General features: G+C 72.1%; 25 protein-coding genes. 8 read left to right on the top strand and 17 right to left on the bottom strand.

Features of this window, described 5'->3' with window-relative positions; genetic code table 11:
- Nucleotides 1-185: 185 nt before the first annotated feature.
- Nucleotides 186-380 carry a DUF3046 domain-containing protein gene (locus G6038_RS12190; RefSeq protein WP_165037959.1) on the bottom strand — a complete coding sequence of 65 codons (195 nt, stop codon included), beginning with the start codon at nt 378-380 and terminating at the stop codon, nt 186-188.
- A 63-nt stretch (nt 381-443) separates the two neighbouring features.
- Nucleotides 444-1,598, bottom strand: a complete 1,155-nt coding sequence (locus G6038_RS12185; RefSeq protein ID WP_165037958.1) for a nucleotide disphospho-sugar-binding domain-containing protein — start codon at nt 1,596-1,598, stop codon at nt 444-446.
- A 160-nt stretch (nt 1,599-1,758) separates the two neighbouring features.
- On the opposite strand from G6038_RS12185, the gene G6038_RS12180 reads away from it, so the two are divergent.
- Entirely contained in the window at nt 1,759-2,262 is a 504-nt protein-coding gene (locus G6038_RS12180; RefSeq protein ID WP_165037956.1) for a DUF427 domain-containing protein, read from the top strand.
- A gap of 116 nt (nt 2,263-2,378) precedes the next feature.
- Here the strand turns inward: G6038_RS12180 and G6038_RS12175 are convergent, their stop codons facing one another.
- The 3 genes from G6038_RS12175 to G6038_RS12165 all read right to left on the bottom strand — a co-directional run bounded on the left by G6038_RS12175 (nt 2,379) and on the right by G6038_RS12165 (nt 6,153).
- Complete coding sequence (locus tag G6038_RS12175; protein WP_165037954.1) at nt 2,379-3,920, bottom strand: protein kinase; 1,542 nt, start codon at nt 3,918-3,920, stop codon at nt 2,379-2,381.
- Between the two features lie 83 nt (nt 3,921-4,003).
- Complete coding sequence (locus G6038_RS12170) at nt 4,004-5,539, bottom strand: glycerol-3-phosphate dehydrogenase/oxidase (RefSeq protein WP_165037952.1); 1,536 nt, start codon at nt 5,537-5,539, stop codon at nt 4,004-4,006.
- Nucleotides 5,536-6,153, bottom strand: a complete 618-nt coding sequence (locus tag G6038_RS12165) for a TetR/AcrR family transcriptional regulator (RefSeq protein WP_165037950.1) — start codon at nt 6,151-6,153, stop codon at nt 5,536-5,538. The genes G6038_RS12170 and G6038_RS12165 overlap by 4 nt, the downstream gene beginning before the upstream one ends.
- A 20-nt stretch (nt 6,154-6,173) precedes the next feature.
- Between G6038_RS12165 and G6038_RS12160 the strand changes: the two genes are divergently transcribed.
- Together G6038_RS12160 and G6038_RS12155 are read left to right on the top strand one after the other, a co-directional pair.
- Nucleotides 6,174-7,796, top strand: a complete 1,623-nt coding sequence (locus G6038_RS12160; RefSeq protein ID WP_165037949.1) for an FAD-binding oxidoreductase — start codon at nt 6,174-6,176, stop codon at nt 7,794-7,796.
- Nucleotides 7,793-8,698, top strand: coding sequence for a diacylglycerol kinase (locus tag G6038_RS12155; protein ID WP_165037947.1), 906 nt, complete (start codon nt 7,793-7,795; stop codon nt 8,696-8,698). The genes G6038_RS12160 and G6038_RS12155 overlap by 4 nt, the downstream gene beginning before the upstream one ends.
- On the opposite strand, the gene G6038_RS12150 is transcribed toward G6038_RS12155, so the two are convergent.
- On the bottom strand, nt 8,680-9,399 hold the full coding sequence (locus G6038_RS12150) for a PIG-L deacetylase family protein (protein ID WP_165037945.1): 720 nt from the start codon (nt 9,397-9,399) through the stop codon (nt 8,680-8,682). The two genes, G6038_RS12155 and G6038_RS12150, sit on opposite strands and share 19 nt — an antisense overlap.
- 149 nt (nt 9,400-9,548) lie before the next feature.
- Nucleotides 9,549-9,722, bottom strand: a complete 174-nt coding sequence (locus tag G6038_RS12145) for a hypothetical protein (RefSeq protein WP_165037943.1) — start codon at nt 9,720-9,722, stop codon at nt 9,549-9,551.
- 217 nt (nt 9,723-9,939) lie between these two features.
- Between G6038_RS12145 and G6038_RS12140 the strand changes: the two genes are divergently transcribed.
- From G6038_RS12140 to G6038_RS12130, 3 genes are read left to right on the top strand one after another with little or no spacing between them, the layout of a single operon-like run.
- Nucleotides 9,940-10,536 carry a biotin transporter BioY gene (locus tag G6038_RS12140; RefSeq protein WP_165037941.1) on the top strand — a complete coding sequence of 199 codons (597 nt, stop codon included), beginning with the start codon at nt 9,940-9,942 and terminating at the stop codon, nt 10,534-10,536.
- Nucleotides 10,537-10,558: 22 nt separating this feature from the next.
- Nucleotides 10,559-11,239, top strand: a complete 681-nt coding sequence (locus G6038_RS12135) for an ABC transporter ATP-binding protein (protein ID WP_165037939.1) — start codon at nt 10,559-10,561, stop codon at nt 11,237-11,239.
- A complete protein-coding gene (locus tag G6038_RS12130) occupies nt 11,236-11,841 on the top strand; it encodes an energy-coupling factor transporter transmembrane protein EcfT (protein WP_165037937.1) in 606 nt (201 codons plus the stop codon). The genes G6038_RS12135 and G6038_RS12130 overlap by 4 nt, the downstream gene beginning before the upstream one ends.
- Before the next feature lie 15 nt (nt 11,842-11,856).
- Here G6038_RS12130 and G6038_RS12125 read toward each other — a convergent pair whose 3' ends face one another.
- From G6038_RS12125 to pgsA, 5 genes are all read right to left on the bottom strand, one after another.
- On the bottom strand, nt 11,857-12,666 hold the full coding sequence (locus G6038_RS12125; RefSeq protein ID WP_165037935.1) for a hypothetical protein: 810 nt from the start codon (nt 12,664-12,666) through the stop codon (nt 11,857-11,859).
- Between the two features lie 40 nt (nt 12,667-12,706).
- A complete protein-coding gene (locus tag G6038_RS12120) occupies nt 12,707-13,522 on the bottom strand; it encodes a PspA/IM30 family protein (RefSeq protein ID WP_165037933.1) in 816 nt (271 codons plus the stop codon).
- A 194-nt stretch (nt 13,523-13,716) separates the two neighbouring features.
- Nucleotides 13,717-14,115 (bottom strand): helix-turn-helix transcriptional regulator, encoded by a 399-nt coding sequence (locus G6038_RS12115; protein WP_165037931.1) that lies wholly within the window; start codon nt 14,113-14,115, stop codon nt 13,717-13,719.
- 145 nt (nt 14,116-14,260) lie between these two features.
- On the bottom strand, nt 14,261-14,761 hold the full coding sequence (locus G6038_RS12110; protein ID WP_165037929.1) for a CinA family protein: 501 nt from the start codon (nt 14,759-14,761) through the stop codon (nt 14,261-14,263).
- Nucleotides 14,762-14,765: 4 nt separating this feature from the next.
- Nucleotides 14,766-15,422 carry a CDP-diacylglycerol--glycerol-3-phosphate 3-phosphatidyltransferase gene (gene pgsA, locus G6038_RS12105; protein WP_165037928.1) on the bottom strand — a complete coding sequence of 219 codons (657 nt, stop codon included), beginning with the start codon at nt 15,420-15,422 and terminating at the stop codon, nt 14,766-14,768.
- Nucleotides 15,423-15,554: 132 nt separating this feature from the next.
- On the opposite strand from pgsA, the gene G6038_RS12100 reads away from it, so the two are divergent.
- Together G6038_RS12100 and G6038_RS12095 are read left to right on the top strand one after the other, a co-directional pair.
- Complete coding sequence (locus G6038_RS12100; protein WP_206024611.1) at nt 15,555-16,082, top strand: amino-acid N-acetyltransferase; 528 nt, start codon at nt 15,555-15,557, stop codon at nt 16,080-16,082.
- Nucleotides 16,083-16,124: 42 nt separating this feature from the next.
- Entirely contained in the window at nt 16,125-16,409 is a 285-nt protein-coding gene (locus G6038_RS12095) for a YciI family protein (RefSeq protein WP_165037926.1), read from the top strand.
- Nucleotides 16,410-16,435: 26 nt separating this feature from the next.
- On the opposite strand, the gene G6038_RS12090 is transcribed toward G6038_RS12095, so the two are convergent.
- From G6038_RS12090 to dapA, 5 genes are all read right to left on the bottom strand, one after another.
- Nucleotides 16,436-17,422: a TerC family protein gene (locus tag G6038_RS12090; protein WP_165037924.1), complete on the bottom strand. Its 987-nt coding sequence runs from the start codon at nt 17,420-17,422 to the stop codon at nt 16,436-16,438.
- A 211-nt stretch (nt 17,423-17,633) separates the two neighbouring features.
- On the bottom strand, nt 17,634-20,300 hold the full coding sequence (locus G6038_RS12085) for a DNA translocase FtsK (RefSeq protein WP_206024610.1): 2,667 nt from the start codon (nt 20,298-20,300) through the stop codon (nt 17,634-17,636).
- A gap of 90 nt (nt 20,301-20,390) precedes the next feature.
- Nucleotides 20,391-21,014, bottom strand: coding sequence for a TIGR03085 family metal-binding protein (locus G6038_RS12080; RefSeq protein WP_165037923.1), 624 nt, complete (start codon nt 21,012-21,014; stop codon nt 20,391-20,393).
- A 76-nt stretch (nt 21,015-21,090) separates the two neighbouring features.
- Entirely contained in the window at nt 21,091-22,908 is a 1,818-nt protein-coding gene (locus G6038_RS12075) for a ribonuclease J (RefSeq protein WP_165037921.1), read from the bottom strand.
- Nucleotides 22,905-23,813, bottom strand: coding sequence for a 4-hydroxy-tetrahydrodipicolinate synthase (dapA, locus tag G6038_RS12070; RefSeq protein WP_165037919.1), 909 nt, complete (start codon nt 23,811-23,813; stop codon nt 22,905-22,907). Before dapA ends, G6038_RS12075 begins: the two co-directional genes overlap by 4 nt.
- Nucleotides 23,814-23,844: the final 31 nt, after the last annotated feature.

The following is a 23,844-nucleotide window of genomic DNA, read 5'->3' as shown; positions in this document are numbered from 1 at the left end:
CGTGGTCCCCTTTTCGAGTCTCGTCTTGCTTGCCGATGACGTTAGAGTCCGGCACCGACAAGTTCGCCGTCCCGACCGGCGAGCGGCCGGATCTGTGGATGAATCGGACGCCTGTGGACTACTTCTTCACCACCCGCGGACCAGCATAGGCGAACAATTGTTCGAACGGAACGGGCGCGGCGGTTTCACCGGCGCGCGGGCGGGACGTCGAACTCGTCGCACAGGGCCCGCCACACCTCACGGGGTTCCCGGCCGGCCTCGATGGCCGCGGCGGCGGTCCGCCCGCCGAGCGAGAGCAGCACGTGGTCACGTAGCAGGGCGTCGCCGCGCAGCTGCCCGAACTCGTTGCGGACACACTCGTGAAATTCCGTCAGTCGCACCTGCGCCACGGTAGTCGCCTCCCGGGCCCGCGACAGCGGCCGGTGGAGCGGACACGGGGCACGTCACCGCATCGGCGCCACGACGCTGCGGCAGACGGCCACCGGGTCCTCGACCTGCGTTGCCGTCGCGGCGGCCAGGCGGGCCGCGCGCGTGAAGCGCGGCCCGGCCAGCACGGTGTCCACGGCCGCCCGCAGCGCGTCGGCGTCGAGTGGCCGCACGACCACCGCGCTGCCCTGCCGGGCGGCCCGATTGGCCAGCTCCCACTGGTCGCCGCCGCCGGGCACCACTACCGCGGGCACTCCGGCGCGCAGGGCCTTGGCGAGCATCCCGTGGCCGCCACCGCACACCACCACATCGGCCTGCTCGAGCAGCAGGTCCTGCCGGCCGTGCCCGGCCACGACGCCGTCCGGCCAGTCCCGCTCGGGCGGCTCGAGCATCGCGACGACGATCCGCATCCCGGATCCGCCGAGGCCCGTGCACACGGCGTCGAGCAGGCCGGGCACGCCGGTAGCCGCGGTGGACGGGGCCACCATCACCAGCGGTCCGTCGCCGGAGGGCGGCTCCAGGACGTCGCCGGTGGGCTCCCACAGCAGTGGCCCGACGACGTGCGCCCCGGCGGGCCAGTCAGGTCGCGGCACCTCGAGGGCGGGCAGGGTGGCGACGAGCCGGGCCGCCGGCCCCGGATCCCGGGCGGCCAGGCCGATCCCGACGCGCGCCGCGGACCGTTCGCGTTCGCCCTGCCGGATCGACCGGGCGGTCGCCGCGCGCAGCACCGTGTCCCGCGCGCGCCCGCGCAGCCCGGTGCCTGCGGCGAGACCGCTGCCGATGGGGGGCAGCCCCCGCGAGGGCAGATACAGCGGGTGGGGCGACAGCTCCACCCAGGGGATACCGAGGCGTTCGGCGGCCATGCCGCCGCCCGCGGTGAGCACGTCGGAGACGACGAGGTCGGGCAGCAAGGCGCTGAGCCCGGGCAGCATCTCGGACGCGATGTGGGCGGCGCGGGCATGGATGCGGGCACCGGCATCGGCATCGTCGTCCTCCGGACGCGGGGCCAGGCCGGCGAGCGGCGCGAGCGTCACCCCGTCGAGGTCGAGGCCGAGCCACCGCTCGCCGGTGAAGAGGACGGGCTCGTCGCCCGCCTCGGCCAGACGCAGGCTCAGGGCTATCGCCGGGATCGCATGCCCGGCGTCGGGCCCGGCCACCACCGCCACTCGCATCGGCTCAGCCTGCCACACCCGCTCCGCGCTGCCCGGTCGTGGAGGCGACGCCGGGAGTACCGGCCGCCGGTGCAGCGCCTCGACGGTGGGGCTCGCCCGGACTGTGCCCACCGCGTCGTACGTGCGAGCCTGGAAGCATGACGATGCCGGCAGGTGTCCCGTGACGAGCGGCCATCCGGTGCCGGACCCCGTCGGTCCGGGGCAGGAGTCGGTGTGGGACTACCCGCGGCCGCCCGTGGTCCGACGGAGCGACGAGCTGGTCGAGGTGTGGTTCGGCGGGCAACTCGTCGCACGCACCCGCCACCCGTTGCGGCTGCTGGAGACGAGCCACCCACCGACCTACTACCTGCCCCGGACATGCTTCGCCGAGGGGGTCCTGCGGCCGGTTCCCGGAAGCACGGTGTGCGAGTGGAAGGGACGGGCCGACTATTTCGACGTCGTGGCAGGCGGACACGTCGCCGAGCGTGCGGCGTGGCACTATCCCCGGCCGGTTGCCGGATACGAGGCACTCGTCGGGCATGTGGCGGTCATGCCGGGTCCGATGGACGGCTGTTTCGTCGACGGCGAGCGGGTGCGTCCCCAGGCGGGCGGCTTCTACGGCGGCTGGATCACCGATCGGGTGGTCGGCCCTTTCAAAGGCGGGCCCGGCAGTCGCTACTGGTGATGGCTCGGAGGGGCGATCCCGGCCCGGCGATGGTCCCGTATCCGTGGCCGGCCACCGATCGGCGCGGAGATCGGCGGCGACAGTCCCCCGGGGTGGCCGCTCCGCGGCCCCGGCGGTCACGGATACGCCGACCAGAACTGGAGCACCTGCTCGCGGGTGGTGACCGTTCCGTTGTCGATGATCAGCAGTTCGTCCTCGTCGAACGTGTAGCGCACAGGTCCGGCCACGACGGTGAATCCGGCGGCGGCCGGAGCGGCATCGGCCAGTTCGATGTCGGCACCGTCGCTGAGCCGCAGGCCCTTGTAGTAGAGGCGATCGGAGTCGTTGCGGCACACCAGGACCCGCGACGCCGACGTGCGCGCCACCGCGACGGCCTCGTCGGTCGAGTTGCAGCGCGGCCCGATGTCGTCGTCGAAGCCCCGGGTGTCCGCCTGCGCGACCGGGATGCGGTCCGGGCGGCTCTGCGGCGGGGCCGCGGTCGTCGGTGCGGGCGACGTGGTGGGGAGGTCGGTGACCTCCACCGTGACCGTCGCGGGAGGCGGCGCCACCGGACCGGGGCTGTCGATCTGCCCGGTGACCGAGGTGTCGGCCCGCGCATCCGGCTCCGGCGCCTCGTTGCGGCCGGGCAGGATCCACGTCAGCGATCCGACGAGCGCGAGGCCCACGACCGCGGCGCCCAGCAGCACGAGCAGCGGCCGCCGGGAACGCGACATCGGGTGTCCGGGCGGGGCGGTCGGACCCGCGTACACGGGGGCGGGTTCGGCGGCGGTGATCGCCCGGGTCGGCGCGGTGACCGGCTCGGTGACCGGCTCGGTGAGAGCGGCACGCGCGGCCGCAGCCAGCGCACCGCACGTGGGGAAGCGGTCCTCGGGGCGCTTGGCCATCGCGCGGACGATCACGTCGTCGAACGCGGACGGCAGGTCCGGCCGCGCCGCGGTGGGGCGCGGCGGGGGCAGATGCAGATGCGCGTGGACCAGATGGGCCGGCTCGGACCCCGGAAACGGTGGCCGCGTCGTGAGCAGCTGATAGAGCGTGCACCCGAGGGCGTAGACGTCGGTCCGGGGGCCGAGGGGCCGCCCCTCGATCTGCTCGGGGGACGCGTACTGCAGGCTGGCGACGAGCATGCCGGTCTCGGTGACCGCCGTGCTGTCGAGGCTCTTCGCGATCCCGAAGTCCGCGAGCAGGACGCGCTCGGGTTCGTTCCCCCCGCTCGGCGCGAGCAGGATGTTCGCGGGCTTGACATCGCGGTGCAGTATCCCGTGTGCATGCGCGTAATCGAGCGCGCGGGCGGTCTCGGACACGATGTGCACGGCGCGCCCCGGAGGCATCGGCCCCCTGCGCAGTGCACCCACCGCGTCGGTGCCGTCCACGTACTGCATCGCAATCCACAACTGGTCGCCGACATTGCCGCGGTCGTACACGGTGACGATGTTGGGATGTTCGAGCCGCGCGACGTGGTCGGCCTCCCGGAGGAACCGGCTGCGGTTGCCCGGGTTCGCGGTCGCCGAGGGGTCGAGCAGCTTCAGCGCGATGAAACGCGGCAGGTTCGGATGCCGCGCCAGGTAGACGCTGCCCATCCCTCCCGTGCCGAGGCGGCGTTCGATACGGTACCCGGCGAACACGGAGCCGGTCTGCAGTTCTCCCACGGTGTCGTCCACTCCCGAGTCCGTCGCGGCGCCCGCCCGACGGCCGTCTCAGAATATCGCGCACGTGAAGAGTGCCGAGCCGGACGCTCCGGTGGTCAGGCCGACACATCCCCGGCGGCGTCGAGCGCCCGGGCCCGGTCGCCGGGCACGAGCCCGATCCGGGTGCGGCGGTCGAGGATGTCGTCGACGTCGAGGGCACCCTCGTGGGTGACGGCGAATTCCAGTTCCGCGCGGCTGACGTCGAGCCCGGGGGCGATCGGTTCCAGTCGGCGCGGGTCCGCGGCGAGCAGGGCCGCCTCGGTGCCGTAGCGCCGCACCAGGTTCGCCGGGGCGGCGACGGTGCGCAGCACAGCAGCAGGCGCGGCGCCGACGAGAGGGAGCCGCCGGGTGCGGCACGGCCCGACGCGCAGTCCGGCCGTCTCGACGGCCGCGTCGACGGCGTCCTGCGCCATCCGCCGGTAGGTGGTGAGCTTGCCGCCGACGATGCCGATCGGACCGGACTCGGAGCGCACGACCGCGTGCCGGCGCGACAGGTCCGCGGTGCCGCCGCCGGTGTCGGTTCCCGGCGCGGAGGAGTCGAGCAGCGGCCGCAGCCCCGCGAAGGTGCCGAGGACGTCGTCGCGGGTCAGGGGCACGGCGAGGGCCGTGTTGGCGGTGTCGAGGAGGAAGTCGATCTCGCCGTCGGTGGCCTGCGGGACGTCGGGCAGCACGCCGGGCGCCTCCTCGTCGGTCAGTCCCAGATAGATGCGGCCCAGCTGGGCGGGCAGCGCGAAGACGAACCGGTTGGTGGCGCCGGGAATCGGCACGGTGAGCGCGGCCGTGGGGTTGCCGAGGGCGGCGGCGGCGAGCACGAGGTGGGTGCCGCGGCTCGGTCGCAGCCGGATCGACGGATCCACCTGTCCCGCCCACACGCCCGCCGCGTTGATCACGGCGCGGGCCGTCACCCGCACCTCGGTGCCGGTGAGGGTGTCGCGCAGGGCGGCGCCGTCGGCCGTGACGGAGTGCGCGTCGACGCGGGTGAGGATTCGGGCGCCGTAGGAGGCGGCGGTGCGGGCGAGGGCGACGACGAGCCGGGCGTCGTCGACGAGCTGGCCGTCGTAGGCGAGCAGTCCCCCGCGCAGCCCATCGCGCCGGACGGCGGGGACCAGGTCGGCGGCGCGCCCCGCGCCGATGCGGCGCGAGCGCGGCAGCACCGTGGACGGCGTGTGCGCGGAGACCCGCAGGGCGTCGCCGGCGAGGAACCCGGTGCGCACGAGCGCGGCCTCGCCGCGGCCGACCGACGGCAGCAGCGGCACCAGCTGCGGCATCGCGCGCACCAGGTGCGGCGCCGTGTGGGTCATGAGAATTCCCCGCTCGACAGCGCTTTCGCGGGCGATGCCGATGTTCCCGGTGGCGAGATAGCGCAGGCCGCCGTGGACGAGCTTCGAACTCCACCGGCTCGTACCGAAGGCGAGATCGTGCCGTTCGACGAGGACGACGCTCAGGCCGCGCGACGCGGCGTCGAGCGCGGCGCCGGCGCCGGTGACCCCGCCGCCGACGACGAGCACGTCGACGGTGGGCCGGGCGGCGAGGTCGTCGAGTTCCCGGCGTCGGCGGGCGGCGTCGAGAGCGCTGGGGGCGGGTCCGGTCACGGGCGATCCTCCCCGGAGGGTGCGAGATAGGTGTCGACGGCGTGCGCCAGCTCGGTCAGCAGGGCCGCCCGGTCGACCACCTCGGCGACCATCCCGGCGGACTGCACCACGGACTGGGCGGTGAGCAGCACGAACGCGGCAAGCGCGCGGACGTCGCCGGCGCGGACGGTGCCGTCGCGCTGGCCGAGGACGAGCGCCCCGGTCAGCACCTCGAGCACTGCGTGCTGGCTGGTCCCGAGCCGGTCCACGATGTACGTCATGAGCAGGTCCGGGTCCGACCGCAGGATCTTCTCGAACAGCGGGTGTGTGCCGATCTCGTCGACGGCCGTCACGACGGCCCGCACGACGCGCGGCCGGACGGGCCCCTCTCCGCGGAGATCCGGCAGGACGGCGCGGATCTCACGCGTGAGAAGGTCCGCGACCAGGGCGCGGGTGTCGGGCCAGCGGCGATAGACCGTGGGGCGGCTGACACCGGCGCGCCGCGCCACCTCGGCGAGGGTGGTGCGCCGCAGTCCGAAGTCGAGCAGGCACGAGCGGGTGGCGTCGAGGATCTGGTTCTCGACGGTTGCCGCCGACGGGCCGGAAGACCGGATCTCATCGTTACGAATAGACATTGTGTGTAACACTGTAACGCATGACTCTGAGCTTCACACCGCAACACCCCACCGCCGCAGCCGAGATGGAGTGGGACGCGTGGGGCACGGCGGACCGCCGGAAGGAACTCGGCGAGGGCGTCCGCACACTGCTTCGACAGGCCCTCGGCGTGGACACCGACCACGCCCGCTCGCTGCCCGAGACCGCCGTGCGACTCACCCCGTCACGGCTGGACCCCCGGCACCACCAGGGCCTGCGGCGCATCGTCGGCCCGGAACACGTCGCCGACGACGACGCGACCCGGCTCCGTCACGCCGGCGGCAAGAGCACCCTGGACCTGCTGCGGCGACAGAACCCCGGCCCGCAGGACGGTCCCGACGCGGTGCTGCGCCCCGGAAGCCACGACGAGGTGCTCGCCGTACTCGACTACTGCGTACACGAGGCGATCGCCGTCGTGCCGTTCGGCGGCGGCACCAGCGTCGTCGGCGGGCTGGACCCGGTGCGCGACGGCTTCGAGGCCGTCGTCGCAGTGGACCTGCAACGGATGAACGCGCTCACCGCTCTCGATCCGGTCTCCGGTCTGGCGACGCTGCAGGCCGGTGCGACCGGACCGCAGGCCGAGGAGCTGCTCGGTGCCCACGGCTTCTCGCTCGGGCACTTCCCGCAGAGCTTCCGCCACGCGACCGTGGGCGGGTTCGCCGTCACCCGATCCTCCGGCCAGGCCTCCGCCGGCCACGGCCGATTCGACGAGATGGTCGAGCACCTCGTCGTCGCCACCCCGCGCGGCACCGTCCGGGCGGGCCGCGCCCCGGCCTCGGCCGCGGGCCCGGACCTACGGCAACTGTTCCTCGGGTCCGAAGGCCTGTTCGGCATCGTCACCGAGGTCGGCGTGCGAATCCACCCGATCCCGGCCGCGACCGCCCACCGCGCCTGGTCGTTCCCCGACTTCGCCACGGGTGCGGACGCCCTGCGCACCCTCGTGCAGACCGGCGCCGTCCCCACCGTGCTTCGCCTGTCGGACGAGACCGAGACCGCGACGAACCTCGCGCTGCACGAGCACATCGGTGCGACCGCCCCCACCGGATGCCTGGCCGTGACCACCGTCGAGGGCTCCGCCGAACACGTACGAGCCCGCGCCGCCGAGGTCGACGCGCTGCTCGCGACCCTGGGCGGCACCGACCTCGGAGAAGACCCGGCCCGCGCTTGGGAGCACGGACGGTTCGACGCACCGCACCTGCGCGACGCCCTGCTGCGGGTCGGGGCCCTCGCCGAGACCCTCGAAACCGCCACCACGTGGAGCAATCTGGCGCGGCTGCGGACGGCGGTGACCGACGCGCTCACCGCCTCCCTGCAGCAACAGGGGACCCCGCCACTGGTGCTGTGCCACATCTCGCACACCTACCCCACCGGCGCGTCCCTGTACTTCACCGTCGTGTGTGCGCAGACGGACGATCCCCTCACGCAGTGGTCGGCGGCCAAGCGCGCCGCCACGGACGCGATCATGACGGCCGGTGGCACCGTCACCCACCACCACGCGGTCGGGCGCGACCATCGGCCGTGGATGGCCGACGAGATCGGGACTCTGGGCACCGGCCTGCTCCGCGCGGTCAAGGACGCACTCGACCCGCTCGGCATCCTCAACCCGGGAAAGCTGCTGCCGTGATCGAATCCGTCACCGTCCTGACGAACCCGGCCGCGGGTCCGCACACCGCGCGCGCGACGAGGTCCGCCATGGCCCGGCTGCGCGACCGGGGCCTGCGCGTCACCGAGATCGCCGGCGACACCCCGGAACACTCCCTCGAACTGGTGCGCCACGCCGTCGCCGAGGGAACCGCGGCACTCGTCGCGGTCGGCGGGGACGGGCTCGTCTGGCTCGCCTGGCAGGCGCTCGCGCAGACCGGGATTCCGCTCGGCATCGTCCCGGCCGGGACCGGCAACGACCTCGCCCGCGTCCTGCACGTGCCGTCGGATCCGGTGGCGGCGGCCGACGTGATCGCCGACGGGTCCACGCGGACGATCGACCTCGGAAGGGTCCGGGCGCCCGGACGGCCGGACCACTGGTTCGGCACCGTGCTCGCCAGCGGATTCGACTCCCTGGTCACCGACCGCGCCAACCGGATGCGCCGGCCGCGCGGCCGGCTGCGCTACAACGTCGCGATGGTCGCGGAACTGGCGAATCTGCGCCTGCTGCCGTATCGCATCACGCTGGACGGCGACGACCTCGACGTTGCGGCAACGATGGTGGCCGTGGGAAATGCCTCCACCTACGGGGGCGGCATGCGCATCGCGCCGGACGCGCGTCTCGACGACGGCCTCCTCGACGTCGTGATCGTGACCTCGGCCAACCGGACCCGCCTGCTGCGCCTGTTCCCCACCGTCTATCGCGGCACCCACGTCGACCTGGACGAGGTGAGCGTGCACCGCGCCCGGCGGGTGCGGCTCGAGTGTCCCGGCATCTCCGCCTATGCGGACGGCGAACCGCTCGGACCGCTGCCCGTGGACGTCGAGGCCGTGCCCGGCGCCGGAGTCGTCCTCGTGCCCGGCGGTCAGCCCCCGAACGTGTAGAGCTCGAAACCGGCGGCCCGTTCCGCCGCGAACCCGGGCAGAGCGGCTGTCGCCGACTCCACCTGCGCCCGGGCCTGGTCGAGCACGGGGGCAGGCGCGAGCGCCTCGAGATAGCGGCGGTGCTCGGCGAGGGACGCGACGCCGTCCTCGACGGTGTCGGTGACGTCCACTCCGTGAGTGGGAGACGTGGTGCTCACCGCCACCCACCGCACCCCCGGCCACGGCGGCAGACCCTCCTCTGCCAGGTCCGGGAAAATCCACTCGTTCGCCGCGTCGGCGACCGCGTCGAGCACGCTCAGCCCCAGGGCACGGTGGTCGGCGCTGTTGAGGACGCCGGGGAACCACGTGAGCCCGAAGTTGCCGGTCACCACCATCTCGGGTCGGTTCCGCCGGATCGCCGCCGCAAGATCGCGGCGCAGGTCCGGCCCCGCCACCAGGCGGCCGTCGGGATGCCCGAGGAACTCGACCACCTCGACCCCGACGACCCGGGCGGATGCCCGCTCCTCCTGCTCGCGCAACGGCCCGCACGCCGCCGGCGGCAGGCCCGCGATGCCGGCCTCGCCGCTGGTCGCCAGGACGTAGCGCACCTCCTTGCCCTGTCGGGTCCACCGCGCCACCGCGGACGCCGCGCCGTACTCGATGTCGTCGGGGTGCGCGGCGATCACGAGCGCCCGCTGCCAGTCCTCCGGTACCGGTTCCATTCGTCCACTATCGCCGATCCCTGTGTCCCGACGTCGCGACACTGCCCACGATCAGCCACGCCGTCGGTCACGCGTAGCTGCCCGACGTGTCGCTCGGGCAGGGTCGCCGGCTGCTCGCCCAGTTGCTGCGCCGCTGAGCCGCCGCGACCTCACACGTGGGTGATGTGGTCGTCCTTGCTGCCGGCCACGGCCTTGTACAGCATGTAGCCACCGAAGATCAGCGCGCTCACTACGAGAATCCCGAACAGGTGCTCCGCGAGCGCCCCGATCACCACAAGGGCGATCCACACCAGCGCCACCGCACCCACGATCTTCCAGAACATCGTCTTCTCCTTGCGTCGTTGCCGTTCGTTGTCGATCGTGACACCCCACAGACGGAAAAACACCAGGTCAACACAGAGATCAGGGAAAGATGGGTGGTTACCCGGAGGCCGGTGCGACCCTGGTCGGGGCCCGGCCCGGAGCGGGGTGGTGGGAAGGAGCACGCCGCGGCGACATACCCTCGACAGGTTCGGTCCCCTCGTCAGAAGGCTGAGAATCGTGTCCTCGAACCGCCGCACGCCCGCCCGCGACCTGGCGCAGATCGCCGTGTTCGCCGCCCTGATCATCGCTCTGGGTCTGCCCGGACAGATCACCGTCGGCTCGTCGGGCGTGCCGATCACGCTGCAGACGCTGGGCGTGATGCTCGCGGGGGCGCTGCTCGGCGCCCGCAAGGGCGTGCTGTCGGTGGCCACGGTGATCGTGCTGGGCCTGGCGCTGCCGGTGCTCGCCGGGGGACGCACGACCCTCACGGCGCTGGCCGGGCCGACGGTCGGCTTCCTGCTCGGCTGGCTTCCCGCCGTCGCGGTGATCGGCTGGCTCTCGGCGCGCATGCTGCCCCGCTACCGGGTGCTGCCGGGCATCGCCGTCAACGTCCTCGGCGGCATCGTCGTGCTCTACGTCTTCGGCATCGCCGGCATGCTCGCACGGACCGACCTCACGCTGTGGGCGGCACTGAGTGCGAACGCCACCTTCCTGCCCGGTGACCTGCTCAAGGCTGTCGTCGCGGCGGTCGTCGCCGCCCAGGTGCACCGCGCCTACCCGGCCCTGCTCAGCCCGGCCGCACCGGCACTCCCGGCCACCGACCCCGCGCGCTGAGCACCGGGCCGGGCACGACCGCATGAGCGAGATCCGCTTCCGGCAGGTCGGCCACGCGTACGGTGAGCGCACCGTCCTCGACGGCGTCGACGTGACTCTCACCGAGCGCCGCGTCGGGATCGTCGGCGCCAACGGCAGCGGCAAGTCCACCCTGGCCCGGATGATCAACGGGCTGGTGATCCCGACCTCCGGCACGGTCACGGTGGACGGCCTGGACACCGCCCGCAAGGCCCGCGAGGTGCGCCGGCGCGTGGGATTCGTCTTCACCGATCCCGACCATCAGATCGTGATGCCCACGGTCGCGGAAGACGTCGCCTTCTCCCTGCGCCGCAGCGGACTGAGCAAGGCCGAGCGCGCGGAGCGGGTACGGCGGGTGCTCGCCGGCTTCGGGCTGGCCGGGCACCACGACCACCCGAGTCACCTGCTCTCCGGCGGGCAGAAGCAGCTCCTGGCCCTCGCGGCGATCATGGTCACCGAGCCGCAGGTACTGGTGGCGGACGAGCCAACCACGCTGCTGGATCTGCGCAACGCTCGGCTGATCGCGCGGACCTTCGCCGACCTCGAGCAGCAACTGGTGGTGGTCACCCACCATCTCGACCTGCTGACCGGCTTCGATCGGGTGCTCGTCGTCGACGGCGGGCGCGTCGTCGCCGACGACGCGCCCGCCCCGGCGATCGACTACTACCGCAGGCTGGTCGCGTGAGCACCCTGGGCTTGTACCATCGCGCGTCGTCGCCGTTGCACCGGGCGCCGGCGGGCCCGAAGCTGCTGATCACCGCCGTGCTCATCGTCGCGCTCACGGTGTGGATGCGGCAGCCGTGGCAGGTGCCGGTGGCCGGGGTGGTCGTGCTCGGGCTCTACCTGCTGGCGCGGATCCCGCCCCGGCCCGCACTTCGACAGCTCCGGCCGCTGCTGTGGATGCTCGTGGTGATCGCGGCGTTCCAGGTGCTGCTCGCCGGCTGGGAGCGGGCGGTGGTGGTGTGCGGTCAGCTGCTGGTTGCCGTGGCCCTCGCCGCGCTGGTGACGCTGACCACCCGGGTGAGCGACATGCTCGATGCGATCGTGGCGGGGCTGGGCCCGTTCCGGCGGGTCGGCGTGGATCCCGAGCGGGTCGGCCTCGTGCTGGTGATGACCGTCCGGGCCGTCCCGATGCTCGGCGGGATCGTCGCGCAGGTGACCGAGGCGCGCAAGGCCCGCGGGCTCGGCTTCTCGCTGCGGGCCCTGGCGGTGCCCGTGGTCGTGGGGGCGTTGCTGACCGCCGAGGCCATGGGCGAGGCCCTCGTCGCCCGCGGCCTGGACGACTGAGCCACCGGTACGACGTCAGTACCGGTAGCGGCCCTCGATCTGCTGGATCTCCCGCCACGACTGGGCCCAGCTCTCGAGCCGGTCCGAGGCCGAGATCAGCTCGGCGCGCTGGCGGTCGAGCAGAGCCATCGAGCGGGTTCCGTCCGGGGCCGCCGCGAGCCGGGCCGCTGCGGCAACGAGTTCCTCGAACTGGTCGACGCCCGTGTCGAGCCGCTTTCCGGCGGCCGCGACGGTCGCCCCGAGGTGCGCCTCGGCGGCGGCACTGTCCCGGGCGGCGGATTCGAGCGCGACCACATCCACCGCGACGGCCTCGAGCGCGGCGGAGGCCTCCCGGGCGGCCGCGGCGATCTCCTCGAGGTCGTCGGCGGCGACGGTGCGGGAACGGGCCAGCACCGACAGCAGCTGGGCGAGACTCTGTTCGTCGCTCGCCAGCCGGGCCATCGGGGCCCGCGCGACGGAACCCGACGGCGGCAGGGCCCGGCGGGCGGGTGCCGGCGGCGGCAGCGGCACGGCGTCGAGGCGCCGGAAGGTACGCACCGCGAACGCGGCGGGCACGACGAGCACGGCGGTCGTCCCGCCGGTGGCGACGATGGTCCAGTCGGGAGCCGACGCGGCCACCAGCGTCGCGGTGCCGACGCCGCTCATTCCGGAGGCGGCACCGAAGAGGCGGGCACGACGACGGGCGCGGCGCTTCTTACGGCGCAACCGGGCCGCGGGGTCGTTCCAGCGGCGGGCCGCCTCGACCACGCTGCCGGTCATGTCCCGGAGCGCGGCCGCGGTCGGACCGGGGAACTGTCCGGTCCGACCGCGTGCGGGTGTGTTCATTGCGTTGCCGCGTTTCTGCCGTCTGCCATCGACGCCGGCGCTACTGCGAGCCGGCGCTTCCCGCCGCCGACGGCGGTTCCTTGGTGGGGTTGATCGCAGGGCTCGCCGGTGCCGCCGCGCCGGGCAGCGCCTCGCCCTTCATGGAGGCCCGGATCTGCTCGAGACGGCTGTGGCCGGCCATCTGGACGGTGGCCTGCTGGACCTCGAGCATCCGGCCGTGCACCGAGTTCTGCGCGAGCTCGGCGGATCCGAGCGCGGTGGCGTAGCGACGCTCGATCTTCTCGCGGACCGCGTCGAGGCTCGGGGTGGTGCCCGGCGCGGCGAGCGTCGAGTCCATCGAGCGCAGGGACTCGCTCACGCGCTCCTGCATCTTGGCCTGCTCGAGCTGGCTGAGCAGCTTGGTGCGCTCGGCAACCTTCTGCTGGAGAGCCATCGCGTTCTGTTCGACGGCCTTCTTCGCCTGCGCCGCGGCCTGCAGCGACTGATCGTGCAGCACCTTCAGGTCCTCGACGGACTGCTCGGCGGTCACCAGCTGGGCCGCGAACGCCTCCGCGGCGTTCGTGTACTGGATGGCCTTCTCGGTGTCCCCGGCGGCGCCGGCCTGATCCGCCATGAGCACGGCCTGCCGGGCGCTCGCGTTGAGCTTCTCGACCTCGTCGAGCTGACGGTTGAGCTTCATCTCGAGCTGACGTTGGTTGCCGATGACGGACGCGGCCTGCTGGGACAGTGCCTGGTGCTGGCGCTGCGCGTCCTCGATCGCCTGCTGAATCTGGACCTTCGGATCGGCCTTCTCATCGATCTTCGAGTTGAAGAGCGCCATCAGGTACTTCCAACCCTTGACGAACGGATTAGCCATGGGTGTGATCCTGCCTCCATCTGGTACGCCGCGGCGAACGCGACCCGGTGCGCGGCCCTCGCGCACCGTTTCCGGTCGGCCGTGTGATCCCCGCGTACCCGGCCGCCGTGTGTCCCGAGCCACCCCCCGGTGGTGACCCGAATTGTGTCGCTTTCGGCCGCATCCGGCCAGGCCGGCGCGGTCCGTCCTCCATGTTATGCGGCGGCCAGCGCGCGTGCCGCCGGCGGCGGGATCACCACACGCGTGTCCTGCGCCACGAGCGCCGCATGCTCGGCGGCCAGGGCGTCCGAGTCCCGGGACTTCGGCTCGGCCCCGAGACTGGCCGCCGCGCCCACCGGGGTCCGGCCGCGGGCAGGAACCGCATCGGCAAGTGACTCGCTGACGTCGAAGAGCACGTCGGACAAGGGGACGTCGAGGGCGTGGCAGATCGCGGCGAGCAGTTCGCTCGACGCCTCCTTGCGCCCGCGTTCGATCTCGGAGAGATAGCCGAGGCTGACCCGGGCGCTGCTGGAGACCTCACGCAGGGTGCGGCTCTGCGAAACGCGGGTGCGCCGAAGACTGTCACCGATTGCCTCACGCAACAACAGCGCCATCCCATCCTCCTTCGTCCGTCGTCGCTCAACCCGTCAACGCACGACGCACGTCGCCGGGTTCCCGGCTCCCCGCCCGGGCACGAAAACCCTGCCGGGCGCGGCTCCGCACGGGTCCGGCTGCCACCGGTACCGCGGTGTCAAGACACTACATCCCCGCGGCGCCGCGCACGCGGGTGAGTAGGCCCGACACGGCGGCGCGGGCAGCCCCGGCCCGGATGTCCCACCGGTCCCCACGCACCGGCGGGCGGGTGACCACCGTGCCGCCCGGCCCGGCGATCCCGAGATACAGCGTGCCCGGCGGCTGCCCGTCCTGCGGGTCCGGTCCGGCCACGCCGGTGACGCCCACACCCCACGTGGCTCCGCAGCGAGCCGCTGCGCCCTCGGCCAGGGCCGCGGCGGTGGACTCGGAGACCGGCCCGTCCGCCGCGAGCCGATCCGGGTCCACGCCGGCCAGGGCGGACTTGAGGTCGGTGGCGTAGACGATCAGCCCACCGCGTAGCACCACGCTGGCGCCGGGTACCCCGGCGATCGTCGCCGCAATCAGCCCGGCCGTGAGCGATTCCGCCGTGGCCACGGTCTGCCGCCGCGCGGCCAGGGTGGCGACCAGCTCCGCGGCCGCGGTGCCGGGAACGAGCGGGTCGGGCACCGCCTCACTCCCCGTGCTGTTGCTCGACGCGGTGCACGCCGGCGCGCAGCCGCACCGCCTGGACCACGTAGTCGATGCCGGTGCCCACCGTCAGGATCACCGCGAGCCCCATGAGCGCGACGGCGAAGGGTGTCGCCGCCTCCGGCAGCGGCAGCAGGTACAGCACGATCGCGAGGGTCTGGACCAGGGTCTTGGCCTTGCCACCACGGCTCGCGGGGATCACCGCGTGCCGCAGCACGAAGAAGCGCAGTGCCGTGACGCCGAGTTCGCGGGCCGCGATGATGCCGGTCACCCACCACGGCAGGTCACCGAGCAGCGACAGACCCACGAGGGCGGCGCCGATGAGTGCCTTGTCGGCGATCGGATCGGCGAGCTTGCCGAAATCGGTCACGAGTCCGTACTTGCGCGCGAGCTGACCGTCGATGCGGTCCGTGATCGCCGCGACGGCGAACACACCCGTCGCAGCGATGCGCCACGCGACGTCGTGACCGTCGCCGACGAACAGCACCAGGAGGAAGACCGGCACCAGAACGATTCGCAGCATGGTGAGGATGTTGGCGATGTTCCACAGCGGCACCGGCTCCGCGGCCGCGGGAGCGTGCGGCCCGGGAGCCGCCGCCGCACCGCCGGTTCCGGCCACCTCCGGATGCGGCGCGCTCACGCCGGCCTCCGCGCCACGGACGGCGCCGCAGGACGAGGCGGACCCGGGTCCGCCGGGGCGACACGTGAGCATGGGGATCCGACCGGCACACGGACACAATATCGGTAGAACGACCGGCTACTGTTCACCACTATGACTTCGCGGACGACGGACCAGGAGACTCACGACCGCATCCTCGTACGACGTGCGCGAACCGGCGACATCCCGGAGATCAAGCGGCTGGTCGACATCTACTCGGGCAAGATCCTCCTGGAGAAGAACCTCGTCACGCTGTACGAGTCCGTGCAGGAGTTCTGGGTGGCCGAGACGCCGGGCACCGTGGTCGGCTGCGGGGCCCTGCACGTGCTGTGGTCCGACCTGGGCGAGATCCGGACCGTCGCGGTGGATCCCCGGGTCAAGGGTCGCGGGGTCGGCCACCTCGTGGTGTCCCGCCTGATCGACGTCGCCCGCGAACTCGAACTGGAACGGCTGTTCGTGCTCACGTTCGAGGTCGAGTTCTTCGGCCGGCACGGATTCACCGAGATCGACGGCACACCCGTCACCGCCGAGGTGTACGCGGAGATGTGCCGCTCGTACGACACCGGTGTCGCCGAGTTCCTGGACCTGAGCTACGTCAAACCGAACACCCTGGGAAACACCCGGATGCTGCTCACGCTCTGAGCCGCCGCCCCTTCCGCCCACCTGTCACGAATGCGAGGACCCATGCCCCTGTTCGCCGTCGAGTACACCTACTCCGAGGCCACCGCGAGCGGCCGCGACGAGCACCGGCCCGCCCACCGGGGCTGGCTCGGCGAACTCGTCGAGGCCGGGACGGTGCGCGCGACCGGCCCGTGGGCCGACGGGTCCGGCGCACTGATCGTCGTCGAGGCCGCGGACGAACCGGCGGTGCGGGAGGTCATGGCGCGGGATCCGTTCGCCCGTCAGGGCCTGGTCGACGAGGTCCGGATCACGGAGTGGCTCCCGGTGATGGGCGTCTTCAACGGCTGACGCCCGTCACCGGCGCGGCGGGAAGGTCAGGTGAGGTCGGCCTTCTCGTTGCGCGTCTTGAGCAGGCTCGCGACGGTCGTCACCACCAGCACGCCGACGATCACGCCCAGCGACAGCCAGGTCGAGATCTCGGGCACCGCGATGTGTTCGCCACCGTTGACGAACGACAGGGTGTTCTCGTGCAGCGCATGCAGCACCAGCTTGACACCGATGAACGCGAGGATCACGGACAGACCGTAGGACAGGTAGACCAACCGCTCGAGCAGACCGCCGATGAGGAAGAACAGCTGCCGCAGGCCCATCAGGGCGAACGCGTTGGCCGTGAACACCAGGTAGGGCTCGCTGGTGAGGCCGTAGATCGCCGGGATCGAGTCGAGCGCGAACAGGATGTCGGTGAAGCCGATCGCGGCGAGGGCGAGCAGCATCGGGGTGGCGAAGCGCTTGCCGTCGATCCGGGTGAACAGCTTGTCGCCGTGGTACTCGTCGGTGGTCGGGTACACCTTGCGGACCAGCGAGACGATGCGGTTCTCCCGCTCCTTCTCGTGCTCGACCTCGTCTCCGTGCTCGCGGATCAGCTTGATCGCGGTGTAGATGAGGAACGCCCCGAACAGGTAGAACACCCAACTGTAGGCGTTGATGGCCGCGGCACCCACGGCGATGAACGCCCCGCGCATCACGAGCGCCAGGACGATGCCGATCGTGAGCACCTTCTGCTGGTACTCGCGCGGCACCGCGAAGGTCGACATGATGATGACGAACACGAACAGGTTGTCGACACTGAGGGCCTTCTCGGTGACGTAACCGGCGAAGTACTCACCGCCGTACGTCGGCCCCCAGATCGCGAACACCACGACGCCGAACACCACGGCGAGGCCGATGAACACCGCCGACCAGAAGCCGGACTCGCGCAGCGACGGCGCGTGCGGTTTGCGAACGTGGGCGTAGAAGTCGAAGACGAAGAGCCCGAGAATCACCAGGATGGTGACGATCCAGGTGAGCGGGGTGACATGCATCGGCAGATATTCCTCCGGTAGGTACAGCAAACCACCGGAGGTCTCTCCCACCTCGGATCGCAGCTCGACGGTGCGGCTTCGAGGTCGGCAGCCCCGGAACGACATCGGTGTCGCACGTGTTGACGGAACTGCCGCGGGTTAGGGGATACTCCCCTCCACTTCTTCCCATTCAACCACATGCGGGTCGTGGCATCGAACCGTGCCGACGGCCCTACTCCGCCGGCGCCGGCGTCTCCCCGTCCCCGCCGCCGCGGATCGAGAGCAGGAGGCCGTCGAGTTCCTCCGGCTTGACCAGGACGTCCCGGGCCTTGGACCCCTCGCTGGGACCGACGACCCCGCGAGTCTCCATCAGATCCATCAGGCGACCCGCCTTCGCGAAACCGACGCGCAGCTTGCGCTGCAGCATCGACGTCGAACCGAACTGGCTCGTCACCACCAGTTCGACCGCCTGCACGAAGACGTCGAGGTCGTCGCCGATGTCGGGATCGACGTCCTTCTTCTCGCCCGACTTCGCCGTGGTGACGCCCTCGGTGTACTCCGGCTCCTTCTGGTTCTTGGCGAAGTCGACGACGGCCGCGATCTCCTCGTCGGTGATGAACGCGCCCTGCATCCGGATCGGCTTACCGGCACCCATCGGCAGGAACAGGCCGTCGCCCATGCCGATGAGCTTCTCGGCGCCGGGCTGGTCGAGGATGACCCGGGAGTCGGTCAGCGACGACGTGGCGAACGCGAGCCGCGACGGCACGTTCGTCTTGATCAGGCCGGTCACGACGTCCACCGAGGGCCGCTGCGTGGCGAGCACCAGGTGGATGCCGGCGGCGCGGGCCTTCTGGGTGATCCGCACGATCGCGTCCTCCACGTCGCGCGGGGCCGTCATCATCAGGTCGGCGAGCTCGTCGACGATCGCCAGGATGTACGGGTAGGGCCGGTAGACGCGCTCGCTGCCGAGCGGGGCGGTGATCTCGCCGGACCGGACCTTGGTGTTGAAGTCGTCGATGTGCCGCACCCGGTTGGCCTGCATGTCCTGGTAGCGCTGTTCCATCTCCTCCACCAGCCACGCGAGGGCAGCGGCCGCCTTCTTCGGCTGGGTGATGATGGGCGTGATCAGGTGCGGGATGCCCTCGTAGGGCGTGAGTTCGACCATCTTCGGGTCGATGAGGATCATTCGGACCTCGTCCGGCGTGGCGCGCACGAGCAGCGACACCAGCATGGAGTTGACGAAGCTCGACTTGCCGGAGCCGGTGGAGCCGGCGACCAGCAGGTGCGGCATCTTCGCCAGGTTTGCACAGACGAAGTCGCCCTCGATGTCCTTGCCGAGCCCGATCAGCAGCGCGTGGTGGTCCTTGCGGGTCGACGGTGCGGCGAGCACATCGGCCAGACGCACCAGCTCACGGTCCGAGTTGGGGACCTCGATGCCGACCGCGGACTTACCGGGGATCGGCGCGAGCAGTCGCACGTTGTCGGTCGCCACGGCGTAGGCGATGTTGCGGGCGAGTGCGGTGATCTTCTCGACCTTCACTCCCGGCCCGAGTTCCACCTCGTACCGCGTGACCGTCGGGCCGCGGGTGAAGCCGGTGACGGCGGCGTCGATCTTGAACTGCTCGAGCACCTCGGTGATGGCCTCGATCATCTGATCGTTCGCCGAGCTGTGCTTCTTGGGCGGATCACCCTCGAGCAGCAGCCCGAGCGACGGCAGGGTGTAGTCGCCCTCGACCACCCGATCGGGAACGAGCGGCTCGAGCTTGTCGTCGGCGGGTGGCTCCTCTGCCGGCGGGACCGGTGCCGGGGCCGCCTTGGTCCGGGTGCGGGCCCGCGGCGGTTCGGGCGCCGGTTCCGGTTCGGGTTCGGGCGCCGGCGGCGCGGCGGGCGCCGGATCCGGCTCCCACAGGGGCAGCACCTCGGTGCGGGCGTCGCCGTCGAACTCGTCCGTGGGGTAGTTCTCGACCGGGCTGCGCCGCCGGGTCCGGGTGCGCCGCTCGACGGGGTAGCCGTCGGCGTCGAACAGGGTCGGGTCGCGCTCCGGGTCGTAGCCGTCGGCAGGATCCGGGTCGTACTCGCCGTACTCGTCGTCGGCCCGGTAGTGCAGACCGAAGTAATCGCGGAACATTCCGGGCAGTTCCCGGATCGTCGTGCCGGTGAGCAGCAGGATCCCGAAACCGGCCGCCATCAGCAGCAACGGAACCGACAGCCACACCGTCAGACCGTCGGTGAGGGGTCCGCCCACCAGATAGCCGACGAACCCGGCGCCACCCTCCCGGCCCGGGCCGTCGTCCGGCATACCCGAGGCGATGTGCCACAGGCCGAGTGCGGGAAGCGCGACGAGCAGCGACCCGAGGACGAGCCGGGGCCGGATCTCCGGTCGCGGCTCGGTGCGCATGAGAACGACGGCGATCACGAGGCCGGCCAGCGGCAGCACCGCGCTGGCGCCGCCGACGACCGCGCGGACCGCGGTCTCGAGCCAGCCTCCGAGCGGACCACCGACGGCGAACCAGACGGTGCCGGCGACGACGACGCTCGCGGCGATGAGCCCGAGGGCGATGCCGTCGCGGCGGTGGCCGTGCTCGACCTCCGTCACCCTGCCCATGGTGCGGGTGGTGGCACCCACACCGCGGGCGATCATCGTCCAGCCGCTCCCGATCCCGCGACCGAGCGTGTGCAGGACGCTGCCCCGCGACGAGCGGGCGGGCGGCTTGCGCCGGGGGGTGGCGGCGCGGGCCGGGCGCCGCGCAGCCGGTTGCCGGCGGGTCGTCGTGGCGGGCTTGCGGGTGCCGCTCTTCGTCCGCGACGACGAGCCGGCGGCGGCGGACGAGCCGCGCGCGCCCGACCTCGACCGTGAGGTCGTTGACGACGATCCGCGGGCGCCCGACTTTCCTGCCATACCCGTCAGGTTAGTCGCAATGTCCACAACCGAACCATCCGCAACACCGGCATCAGGCGCAGGCGGTGGTCACACCGGTGCCGGGACGGATCAGATGCCGCGACCGGATGCGGCGACCTCCGCGACGTCGGCTGCCTCCCCGGACGTCTCGACGCGTACCTCGTCGCGGCCGAACGCATGCAGGAGCAGCTCGGCGGGTTCTCCGCGCAGGACCACGGTGCGCGGCCCGCGACGCCGGACCGTCGCGCGGCTGCCGTCGGGGCGCTCGAACACCACCGTGACGTCGGTGCCGCGATAGCCGCGCCGGCCGATCTGCCGGGCCATCTGCCACAGGCGGTCCTGGGTCGACGGGTCGAGCGGGCGCGGCTCCCACCCGGGCGCGGCGCGCCGCACGTCCTCGTGGTGGACGAACATCTCCGCGGCATTGGCGAGTCCGTCGACGAGGTACAGCGGCGACCAGACCGGCGGCCCGGACTCGATGTCGGCGAGCAACTGCTCCCACGACCGTCCCGCCGCCCCGGCGCGCACCCGCTCGGTGTGCCCGGCCAGGGGTGGCAGGACGATGCCCGGCATCGTGTCGATCCGGCGTTCGCGGACCACGAGGTGGGCGGCGAGGTCCCGGGCGGTCCAGTCCCCGCACAGGGTGGGGGCGTCGGGACCGGTCTGGGTCATGGTGCGGACGAGTGCGTGTCGTTCGTCACGGGCGAGGCTCACGCGGCCCACTGTAGCGCCGGACCGTCCGGTAGCGCCGGACCGTCCGGCGCGGCAGGTTGCGGCCGCGCCGGCGCGGCTACGCCGGGCCGGGGACGGTGATCACCGTCGGCACGATCATCGGCCGACGACGGTAGGTGTCGGACACCCAGCGCCCGACGACGCGACGGATCGCCTGGGCGATGCGGTGGGCGTCGTCGATGCCCTCGGCGGCGAGCTCGTTGAGGACCTTGTCCACGAGCTGCGCGGCCTCGGACAGCGCTCCCGGGTCGTCGGAGAAGCCGCGGCCGGACACCCCCGGGGTGCTCACGGCGCGACCGTTCTCGTCCACGGCGACGGAGATGGAGATGAAGCCGCCCTCGCCGAGGATCAACCGGTCCGACAGGGTCGATTCGCCGACGTCGCCGACGGACAGGCCGTCGACGTAGACGTGGCCGACGGGTACCTGTCCGACGATCTCCGCGAGCCCGTCGACGAGGTCGACGACCACGCCGTCCTCGGCGAGCACGATCCGGTCCCGCGGCACCCCGGTCGCCTCGGCCAGCGCCGCGTTGGCCCGCAGGTGCCGCCATTCGCCGTGCACCGGCATAGCATTCGTCGGGCGCACCGCGTTGTACAGGTACAGCAGCTCGCCCGCGGAGGCGTGACCGGAGACGTGCACCTTCGCGTTCTGCTGGGTGACGACGGTGGCGCCTCGCTTGGCGAGGCCGTTGACGACCGCGAACACCGAGTTCTCGTTGCCCGGGATCAGGGAGGAAGCCAGGATGACGAGATCCTCGGCCTTGATGTTGATCTGGCGGTGCTCGCCGCGCGCCATGCGCGACAGCGCGGACAGCGGTTCACCCTGCGAGCCGGTGGAGATCAGCACGAGCCGGTTGTCGGGCAACGTCGCGGCGGTGTCGAGATCGACGACGAGCCCCTCCGGCACCCGCAGGTAGCCGAGGTCCTGCGCGATCTGCATGTTGCGCACCATCGACCGCCCGACGAAGGCGATGCGGCGGTTGTACCGCCCGGCGACGTCGACGACCTGCTGGATGCGGTGCACGTGGCTGGCGAAGGACGCGACGATCACGCGCTGGGTGGCCTTGCCGATGACGTTGTCCAGAACGCTGCCGATCTCGCGTTCGGGCATCACGAAGCCCGGCACCTCGGCGTTGGTGGAGTCGACGAGGAACAGGTCGACGCCTTCGTCGCCGAGCCGGGAGAATCCGGCGAGGTCGGTGAGGCGGCCGTCGAGGGGCAACTGGTCGAGCTTGATGTCGCCGGTGTGCAGCACGAGCCCGGCCTCGGTGCGGACGGCGACGGCGAGCGCGTCCGGGATCGAGTGGTTGACGGCGAAGTACTCGCACTCGAACGGGCCGTGCGTGGTCTTGTCCCCCTCGACGACCTCGACGAGGTTGGGCCGCAGCCGGTGCTCGCGGCACTTCGCGGCGACCAGCGCGAGGGTGAATTTCGAGCCCACGACCGGGATGTCGGGACGCAGGCGCAGCAGGAACGGCACCGCCCCGATGTGATCCTCGTGGCCGTGCGTGAGGACGACGGCTTCGACGTCGTCCATGCGGTCCTCGATGTGCCGGAAGTCCGGCAGGATCAGGTCGACGCCGGGCTGCTGGTCCTCGGGGAAGAGAACGCCGCAGTCGATGACGAGGAGCCGGCCCTGATGCTCGAAGACCGTCATGTTGCGGCCGATTTCACCGATGCCGCCGAGCGCGACGACGCGCAGGCCCTTGGCCGGCGCCTTCGGCGGGGTGCCGAGGCGCCCCGACATGTCCGCCACCTTGCGCGGATCGGGTCGCTGGGTGTTGGCCGAGGTCTGCACGGTACGGCGCACGGGCCGGCCGCTGGGCGGTCCGGCGTTGCGGGTGGCGCGGCCCCGGCCGCGCGACGGGCGGCTCACGCGAGCACCCCGGCGGCGTGCAGATCCGCGGCGAGCGCGTCGATCTGCGCAGAAGTCGGCGCCACCTGGGGCAGGCGGGGCTCGCCGACGTCGAGACCCATCAACCGCAGACCCGCCTTCGACGCGCTCACCCCGCCGAGGCGGGAGACGGCGCGCAGGATCGGCATGAGACTCAGGTTGACCGCGCGGGCCCGGGCGAGGTCGCCGGCCTGGAAGGCGTCGTACAGTTCGCGCAGCCGGCCGGGGACGAGATGCCCGATGACACTGACGAATCCGACGGCGCCGACGGACAACCACGGCAGGTTCAACGGGTCGTCGCCGGAGTAGAACTTCAGGTCGGTGGTGCCGATGAGCTCGGCACCGGCGTTGAGGTCGCCCTTGGCGTCCTTGACCGCCACGATGCGCGGGTGCTCCGCCAGCCGGCGCAGCGTCTCGGTTTCGATCGGCACGACCGAGCGCGGTGGGATGTCGTAGAGCATGACCGGTAGGTCGGTGGCGTTCGCGACGGCCGTGAAGTGGGCGTAGAGCCCGGCCTGCGGCGGCCGCGAGTAGTACGGGGTGACGACGAGCAGGCCGTGGGCGCCGGCCCGCGCGGCGTCGCGGGCGAGTTCGACGCTGTGGGCGGTGTCGTTGCTGCCGGCGCCGGCGATGATCTTCGCGCGGTCCCCCACCGTGGCGAGTACGGCGCGCATCAACTCGAGCTTCTCGTTCTCGGTGGTGGTCGGCGATTCGCCGGTGGTGCCCGCGAGAACCAGCGCATCGCAGCCGCCGTCGACCAGGTAGGCGGCAAGACGCACACCCGCGTCCACGTCGAGCTTGCCGTCGGCGGTGAACGGGGTCACCATCGCTGTGGCGATGGTGCCGAACGGAAGCTCGACAGCAGAAGCGGAATCACCGTTGGTCATGGTCAGAAGGCTACCGCGTGACGGGGGCTGT

Source organism: Rhodococcus sp. 14C212, assembly GCF_011058195.1.
GTDB classification, from domain to species: domain Bacteria; phylum Actinomycetota; class Actinomycetes; order Mycobacteriales; family Mycobacteriaceae; genus Rhodococcus; species Rhodococcus aetherivorans.
This window is presented reverse-complemented; position numbering and strand designations above follow the sequence as displayed.